The organism is Desemzia sp. FAM 23990 (assembly GCF_045528485.1).
Lineage (GTDB): Bacteria > Bacillota > Bacilli > Lactobacillales > Carnobacteriaceae > Desemzia.
Map to the genome: position 1 here is coordinate 1 of NZ_JBGQQW010000077.1, position 385 is coordinate 385.

At 39.2% G+C, this 385-nt stretch carries 1 pseudogene; it reads right to left on the reverse strand.

What is annotated here, in order from left to right:
* Positions 1 to 22 precede the first annotated feature (22 nt).
* Positions 23 to 385, reverse strand: a pseudogene (locus ACEN4I_RS13525) (hypothetical protein); the annotation flags it as partial.

Here is a 385-nt window from a genome sequence, read left to right on the forward strand (position 1 = left end):
CATTTTTTATGAGGGTTGTACTTTAAACTGTACTCAACACTTTATTTAACCGACCAATACTGCTGCTAGAGGAACTGATATGAAAAATAGAACCGTGGCGTACTCCTTCATGTGGTTGATGAGCAACTCGTTTATGCGCAGCTTTAAGGGCTTCTTTATACTGATCGCTTTGCTGCTTATTGTATTCAGGCATTTCTTCTAAAATGGCATGCTCCAATGTTTCGTTCTTCAGTCCTTCTATCACATAAACTACGTTTTTTACACCATCCTTAGACCAGTATTTCCCGTGTCCTTTTACTCGGTAACTATAAGGTCTATGGTTACTCTCGCATGTTCCAATGCCTCTAAGATTCTCTCCAAGCCCTCTTTTATAAAGAGGCATTAA